General features: G+C 51.2%; 5 protein-coding genes and 1 pseudogene. 3 read left to right on the top strand and 3 right to left on the bottom strand.

Translation table 11 applies throughout. The features are described from left to right. Positions 1–644, bottom strand: a 644-nt coding sequence (locus tag K2G43_RS09040; RefSeq protein WP_300154390.1) for a glycosyl hydrolase 53 family protein, incomplete at its 3' end; no start/stop codon positions are given. A 214-nt stretch (positions 645–858) separates the two neighbouring features. Here K2G43_RS09040 and K2G43_RS09035 point away from each other — a divergent pair. The 3 genes from K2G43_RS09035 (at position 859) to K2G43_RS09025 (ending at position 5,990) form a co-directional block, all read left to right on the top strand. Further along, positions 859–1,863: a LacI family DNA-binding transcriptional regulator gene (locus K2G43_RS09035; protein ID WP_297643526.1), complete on the top strand. Its 1,005-nt coding sequence runs from the start codon at positions 859–861 to the stop codon at positions 1,861–1,863. 135 nt (positions 1,864–1,998) lie between these two features. Continuing rightward, positions 1,999–3,372, top strand: coding sequence for an SLC45 family MFS transporter (locus K2G43_RS09030; RefSeq protein WP_297643528.1), 1,374 nt, complete (start codon positions 1,999–2,001; stop codon positions 3,370–3,372). 305 nt (positions 3,373–3,677) lie between these two features. After that, positions 3,678–5,990, top strand: a complete 2,313-nt coding sequence (locus K2G43_RS09025; protein WP_300154386.1) for a family 65 glycosyl hydrolase domain-containing protein — start codon at positions 3,678–3,680, stop codon at positions 5,988–5,990. An 85-nt stretch (positions 5,991–6,075) separates the two neighbouring features. Here the strand turns inward: K2G43_RS09025 and K2G43_RS09020 are convergent, their stop codons facing one another. Continuing rightward, complete coding sequence (locus tag K2G43_RS09020) at positions 6,076–7,311, bottom strand: sodium ion-translocating decarboxylase subunit beta (protein ID WP_297643532.1); 1,236 nt, start codon at positions 7,309–7,311, stop codon at positions 6,076–6,078. Beyond that, a pseudogene (locus K2G43_RS09015) lies at positions 7,311–7,799 on the bottom strand (biotin/lipoyl-containing protein); the annotation flags it as partial. The pseudogene K2G43_RS09015 and the gene K2G43_RS09020, both read right to left, overlap by 1 nt. Between the last annotated feature and the right edge of the window lie 9 nt (positions 7,800–7,808).

Here is a 7,808-nt window from a genome sequence, read left to right as displayed (position 1 = left end):
ACCTTGTCGGAAGCATTTGCCGGCGCATCTTTCAAATCGCGTTCCGTCACATCGTAGGAAGCGCCGCTCAAAGCCTGTTCTTTGTCCCACAACATTCCCGGACGGATTTCATTGCCCACCTGCACCCATTTGGGTGTGACACCCGCCGTCTTCAATGCTTGAAGCACGCCCGTTGTATGGTCGCTAAGGGCTTGCTTCAGCTCTGCCAGACTCTTGCCGGCCCACGATGCAGGTTTGTTCTGCTGCGCAGGATCCGCCCACCAGTCGCTGTAGTGGAAATCTATCATCACGTCCATATTCAAGTTTTTCGCTCGTTTGGCTTTCTCCACCACATCGGCCGTGTTACACCAGTTGCCGTGCTTGCCCGGATCTACCCATACCCGAATGCGGATGGCATTCAACCCAAGCTCCTTCATCAGCGCCGTACACTCGCGCTTTTCACCTTTGGCATTATAAAAGCCATATCCTTTGGATTCATATTCGGTAATCCATCCCAAATCGGCACCTTTGGCAAAGCCGGCATCCACGTTCTCTTCGTGGTCGGGAAGTTCGTTGTTGTCAGCATTGGGTTCGCTGCTACCACCGCAAGCCGATGCAGCCAATGCGGTACAAATGGAGAATGCTAAGAATTTAATGTATTTCATGACGTTTTAAGTTTAATGTTGCACAAATATACAGATTTAAGAAACACAAGAAACTTTGGCCGCTCCAAATGCTTCCACACAAATATCCGCAAACGTTTGCACAAACTTGTAATCCGATAAATTCCACCGGACAAAATGCAATTGCCCACATTCTGCTACTTTTGCAAATGGAATAACAAAGTTTCCTTTATCTTTGTTCAAAAAAAGCAATACCATGAATAAACCGCAGATTACCATCAAAGATATAGCCCGGGCATTGAATGTCTCTCCCTCCACCGTGTCGAGAGCACTGAAAGACAACCCGGACATCAGTCAGGAAACACGTGACCTCATCCACGCATACGCCCGCGAACATCATTATAAGCCCAATGCGCTTGCCGTGAACCTGCGTGTCAGCCGCAGCAATACCATCGGTGTGATTGTCCCGCAACTGGTACACCACTTTTTTTCGTGTGTGTTGAGCGGAATCGAAAAAGCGGCGACAGACGCAGGCTACAACATCATCGTAGCGCAAAGCAACGAGTCGTACGAACAGGAAGTGAAAATCGTACACTCCTTCCTTGCCGCCCGTGTCTGCGGGGTCATCGCCTCGCTTGCCAAAGACACCTCCCGATACGAACATTATCAAGAGTTGCTGAACAACGACATTCCCATCGTCTTCTACGACCGCATCTGCACAGGACTCCAGACCGAACGTGTGGTTGTGGACGACTATGCGGGCTCTTTCGCCGCCGTGGAATACATGATTCAGACCGGTTGCAAACGAATCTTTTTCTATGGAGCCGCCCCACATCTGGAAATCACCAAAAACCGCCGGAACGGCTACTTGGACGCCATGAAGAAATACCGGATTCCGGTGGATGACAGCATGATTCTCTTCTGCGACACCCGCGAACGCGCCATCTCCATCACCCCCGATCTGCTGGAAAGCGACCAACGCCCCGACGGCTTCTTTGCCATCAACGACGAGACGGCAGCAGGCATTCTGTATGCCTGTAAACTGGTAGGTGCGAAAGTGCCCGATGAGGTATCCATCTGCGGATTCACCGACGGAGCCATCGCCCAAAGCACCGACCCGAAACTGACCACCGTGGAACAGCGTGGCGAGGAAGTAGGCAAAAGCGCATTCAGCATTCTGATTGACAAATTGGAAGACGAAGAAAAAAGCGGAAACAAGATAGTACGCACCAACCTGGTTGTCAGGGGAACGACGAAATGAGAACAATTAATTGAATAATGATAAGAATAAACAATAAAAGTAGTAACCTTTAAAAAACAGTGTCAAGTCAATCGGCCTATTTGCGCATCAGTTCATTTGCACATTGCCCCATTGACAAAAACACATTGAACAATTATGAAAGCAAAACCGGATTTAAGTTTCTGGAAGCTGTGGAACATCAGCTTCGGTTTTTTCGGCGTACAGATTGCATACGCCTTGCAGAGTGCCAATATCAGCCGCATTTTCTCCACACTGGGTGCAGACCCGCATAGCCTAAGCTACTTCTGGATATTGCCCCCATTGGCAGGCATCATCGTACAACCCTTAGTGGGCGCCGCCAGCGACAAGACCTGGACCCGCTTCGGGCGGCGCATCCCCTACCTGTTCATCGGGTCGCTGATTGCCGTATTGGTGATGTGCCTTCTTCCCAACGCCGGCAGCTTCGGTATGGCGGTAGGCACGGCCATGATATTCGGGTTGGTGTCGCTGATGTTTCTCGACACTTCCATCAATATGGCGATGCAACCTTTCAAGATGATGGTAGGCGACATGGTGAACGAAAAGCAAAAAGGACTCGCCTACTCCATCCAGAGTTTCCTCTGCAACGCGGGCAGCCTGGTCGGCTATCTGTTTCCTTTCATATTCGCGTGGATAGGCATCAGCAACACGGCACCGCAGGGTGTCATCCCCGATTCGGTGATTTACTCGTTCTACATCGGAGCGGCCATCCTCATCTTCTGCGTCATCTACACCTCCGTCAAGGTGAAGGAAATGCCACCCGCCGAATATGCCGAATACCATGGCATCACCGAAGAGCAGGAGCACGAAAAGACCAGTATGCTGAAGCTGCTCGTCAAAGCCCCGAAAGCTTTCTGGACCGTGGGACTGGTGCAATTCTTCTGCTGGTTTGCCTTCATGTTCATGTGGACATACACCAACGGCAGCATTGCCGCCAACGCATTCGACGCCCCGACCGTGGAACATGTGGTCAACGGCGTGAACCGGATTGTGCTCGACACCAAAAGCCTGCAATACCAGAATGCTGCCGACTGGGTAGGCGTGCTGTTTGCCGTACAGGCCATCGGCTCCGTGCTCTGGGCCATCTGCATACCTATGTTCAAAGACCGCCGCAAGGTTTACTCGCTGAGTCTGGTGCTGGGCGGCATCGGCTTCATCTCCACCTACTTCTTCCACAACCAATACATGCTGTTCATCTCCTTCCTGCTCATCGGCTGTGCATGGGCGGCCATGCTGGCTCTACCGTTCACCATCCTGACCAATGCGTTGAGCGGCGGACACATGGGTACCTATCTGGGACTATTCAACGGAACCATCTGCATCCCGCAAATCGTGGCAGCCGCATTGGGTGGCACCATCCTTGCGCTCTTCACTCCCGAAGGGGCGCTTCCTCCCGAAATCAATATGCTGGTGATGGCGGGCGTGATGCTGATAATCGGTGCCATTTGTGTATATTTAATTAAAGAGGCTAAAGAAGAGAAAGCCGATTGACGCAAACAACCGGAATTATCCCGGTTATGAAAACACGCTCTTCATGCGCTCGTAACACATTAAAAGACAGCCATCAACAGACACTTGTGTTCAAGCTGACAGACACTGGACTTTGTCGGCTTGAACACAAGTGTCTGTCAGCTTGAACACAAGTGTCTGTCAAGTCAAAAAATAACATCCGCCAGAGTCATCCCTCCTCCTCTTCCTTTTTCCTTTCCTGCTTCACGTATTTTTGTCTCCATTTTTCTTCTTTATTTCCACATATTGCTTATCTTTACGGCGACAATCCTGAAAAACACATCAGCATGAAGAAATATCTCCTGACCGATGAGTGGAACATCATCGAAGACAGTTTTCACCCCGACTGCCTACGCATGTCGGAAAGCATATTCAGCCTTGGAAACGGACGTTTCGGGCAACGTGGGTATTTTGAAGAACCCTATAGCAGCGACAGCTACCGTGGCTCGTTCGTGGCCGGCGTCAGCTTTCTGGACAAGACCCGTGTAGGATGGTGGAAAAACGGATTCCCCCAATACTACACCCGCATCCCCCGGGCCGCCGACTGGAGCCGCATCAACCTGCGCCTCATCGACGAGGAGCTGGACATCGCCAAATGGGACGTGGACAGCTTCTATCGCCGCCTCAACATGAAAGAAGGTATCTCCTACCGGGATATGGAAGTCACCTCTCCCCGTGGAAACCGGCTCCGCATCCATGTGGAACATGTGGCAGACATGGCCCGTCCCGACCTCTGCTTCATCAAATACAGCGTGACGTCCCTCAACTACAACGGCAAGATATCCTTAGTGCCACTCCTCGACGGAGTCATAACGGATGAGACGACGGCTCCCAACGAGAAAACCTGGAACATACTGCGGTCCGGCACGACCAGCGATTGCGCCTATCTATGGACCCAGACCCGACGGGAAGACACACAAGTGTGCTACGCCATGACCTGCCAGTTCTTCAAAAACGGCAAGGAAGCGAAAAACACCTCCATACGAATCGAAAAAGAGACACAGAGCGGATTCAGTGTAGGAACCGACGTCAAGCCGGGAGACAACATCACGCTCATCAAATATATCGCCATCACCTCCTCGCTATACAACGAGCGGAGCAAACTGATAGAAGTATCCGTAAACGAGGCACACGAAGCCAAAAACATCGGATGGGACACCCTGCTTGAAGAGCACAAGCAGGCCTGGCAAGAGATTTGGGACGACACGGATGTCATCATCGAAGGAGATCCGGAAGCGCAGCAAGGCATCCGATACAACATATTCCAACTCTACCAGACCTACCGGGGAGATGACCCGCGCCTGAACATCGGACCCAAAGGACTGACCGGAGAAAGATATGGCGGAAACACCTATTGGAACACAGAACTATGTTGCGTGCCCTTCTTCCTGCTTTCCACCCCCAAAGAGATTGCCAAAAACCTGTTGGCCTATCGGCACAGACATCTGCCGAAAGCCATCGAAAATGCCCAAAAGCTGGGATTCAAAAAAGGAGCCGCCCTCTTTCCACAAGTGACCAGCAACGGAGAAGAGTGCCACAACGAATGGGAAATCACATTTGAAGAAATACACCGCAACAACATCATCGTCTATGCCATCGTGCAACACGCCAAACTGACCGGTTCATTGGACTATATCGTCCAATCCGGACTGGAAGTCATGATTGCCATCAGCCGCTTCTGGAGCCAGCGGGTCTCTTTCTCACAACCGAAGCAGAAGTACGTCATCTTAGGCGTGACCGGGCCCAACGAATACGAGAACAACGTGGACAACAACTGGTACACCAATTACTCTTGCATACAATGCCTCCGGATGACCCTCTATTTTCTGGATTTAGTGGCGCGGGATTATCCCGAGGAGTACGCCCGCATCCGCCGCATCACCGACCTGAGCCATGCAGAAGAGAGCAAACGGTGGCAACAAATCATTGAACAAATGTATCTGCCGGAAGACACGGAACACGGAATCTTCGTCCAGAACGACGGCTACATGGACAAGGTGCTGGAAAGCATCAATGACATCCCTGCCGAAGAGCGCCCCATCAACCAACACTGGTCGTGGGACCGCATCCTGCGCTCCTGCTACATCAAACAGAGCGATGTGTTGCTAGGGCTTTACCTCTATTATTACCACTTCGACACAGAAACCATCCGCCGCAATTTTGAGTTCTACGAGCCGATGACGGTGCACGAATCGTCTCTCTCACCCCATATCCACTCCATCCTTGCCGCACGCGTCGGTAAAGCAGAGAAGGCATACCAACTCTTCCTGCACGCCACACGCCTTGACCTGGACGACTACAACAATGAAACAGATCAAGGCCTGCATATCACCAGCATGCCCGGCAGTTGGCTGGCCATTGTGCGCGGCTTTGCCGGCATACAAGTGCTGGAAAACACCTTAAACTTTTCCCCCATCATACCCTCAGAATGGAGCAGCTATTCGTTCAAGGTGAACTTCCGGGCAAACACGCTCCGCATACAAGTAGAAAAGGAAATAAAAATCAAACTCACAGCAGGCAACGGACTGGATATACAGGTCTATGGAAAGCCCTACACGCTGAAGCAAGGGGAAGAATTGAAGATAGAAGCGGAAAAATAAAATAAACTCCCACTCTATCAAGAACGACAAGAGGCCGCACTATAATAGTGCGACCTCTTATTGTTACAATAGGGGAATAGTCTTTTTATCCCAAGAATGAAATCAGCACGCCTGCCGCAACAGCCGAACCGATGACACCGGAGATATTGCTGGACATGCAATAGTTCAGCACATGGTTTTTCGGATCATACTTCGTGGCGATGTCGTTGCAGACACGGCTTGCCATCGGAACGGCACTCAGCCCTGTAGCACCAATCAGCGGATTGATCTTCTTCTTGCTGAACAAGTTGAACAGCTTCACCAGGAAAATGCCGCCCGTAATGGACAAAGCAAATGCCAGGAAACCGCCAATCACGATGCCGATGGTTGTCCAGTTGAGGAACGCGGCACTCGTCATCGTGGCACCCACACTCAATCCCAAGAAAATGGTAGCCGCATTCATAATGCTGTTGGAGGCCGCATCGAACAGACGGCTGGTATCGGAACCAATCTCCTTAATCAAGTTACCGAACATCAACATACCAATCAAAGGCACCGCCGTAGGCACGAACAAGGCCACCACTGTAGTCACCGCAATCGGGAAGATGATTTTCAATATGCGCAGGTTCTTAATCTCCGTCTTCGAAGGATAAAGCTTCTCTTGCTCCTTCATGTTAATCATCAACTCCTTCTTGGTGCAGAACAGCTTCACCACCAACGGAATAATCACCGGAACCAATGCCATATACGAATAAGCGGCAATGGCAATCGGACCTAACAGATGGGGAGCCAACTTGATGGTCGTAAAGATGGCCGTCGGACCATCGGCACCACCGATAATGCCCAACGCACCTGCCTCTTTCGGCGTAAAGCCCATCAGCACAGCACAAAGCAGTACCGTAAAGATACCCAACTGGGCAGCCGCGCCAAAGATGGAAAGACGCAAGTTGCGGAGCATCGGACCGAAGTCGGTCATTGCGCCCACACCCATAAAGATGACAGGCGGCAAGAAGCCCGTCTTAATCAACATATAATAAATGAAGTTCATCAGCCCGAGTTCGTGCGCAATTTCGTGCAACGGCATCTCCCAGATGTTCTTCAGCACCCCGTTCACCATGACCATTCCATGCTCATCCGCCTGAATCACACCCATATCACCGCCGGGAAAGTTGGCAATGAGCACACCGAAAGCGATGGGCACCAGCAACAGCGGTTCGTAGTGCTTCTTGATACCTAAATAAAGCAGGACAAAAGCAATGGCATACATCACGAGGAATGACGGCTCGGCAATGATGTTGCTGAATGCCGTCATTTCATAGAGTTTTTCAATTATTTCTTCCATCATCCAATCTTCATTAATACATCATCTTCAGATACAGAGTCACCCGAATTCACGCAGATAGCCACTACCGTTCCGTCAAAGTCGGCGCGAATGGCATTGTACGTCTTCATGGCTTCGATATAGCAGAGCAAGTCACCCTTCTTCACTTTGTCGCCTACTTTAACCGGAGTCTCTTGCGTGTTCTTGGTGAGGAAGAACTTGCCTTCCAACGGAGCGGGCACATCCTGACCTTCGCCTACGGGTGAGGTTACTTTCTCAGTAGCCGATGCCGGCAAATCGATATCGCCGTAAGCCACCGTCACGCGATAGGCCTGGCCATCCACCTGTACGGTAAGCGTTTTGGGTTTGGCATCGTCCAGCGGCGACTTGTCGCGCTCGGCACGGCGTTTTTCCACATCCGCCAAGAAGTCCTGCTTGGCCTTGCCACTCTTGTAAGCCTCGTATTGTGCGGGGTGACTGGCATATTCAGAGAGCTCGTCATCGTCTTCGACCAGTTA

The sequence above is a fragment of the Bacteroides sp. genome (assembly GCF_029057325.1).
GTDB lineage: Bacteria > Bacteroidota > Bacteroidia > Bacteroidales > Bacteroidaceae > Bacteroides.
Note: the sequence above shows the minus strand (reverse complement) of the source record. Positions and strands in the feature narration are given on the sequence as shown.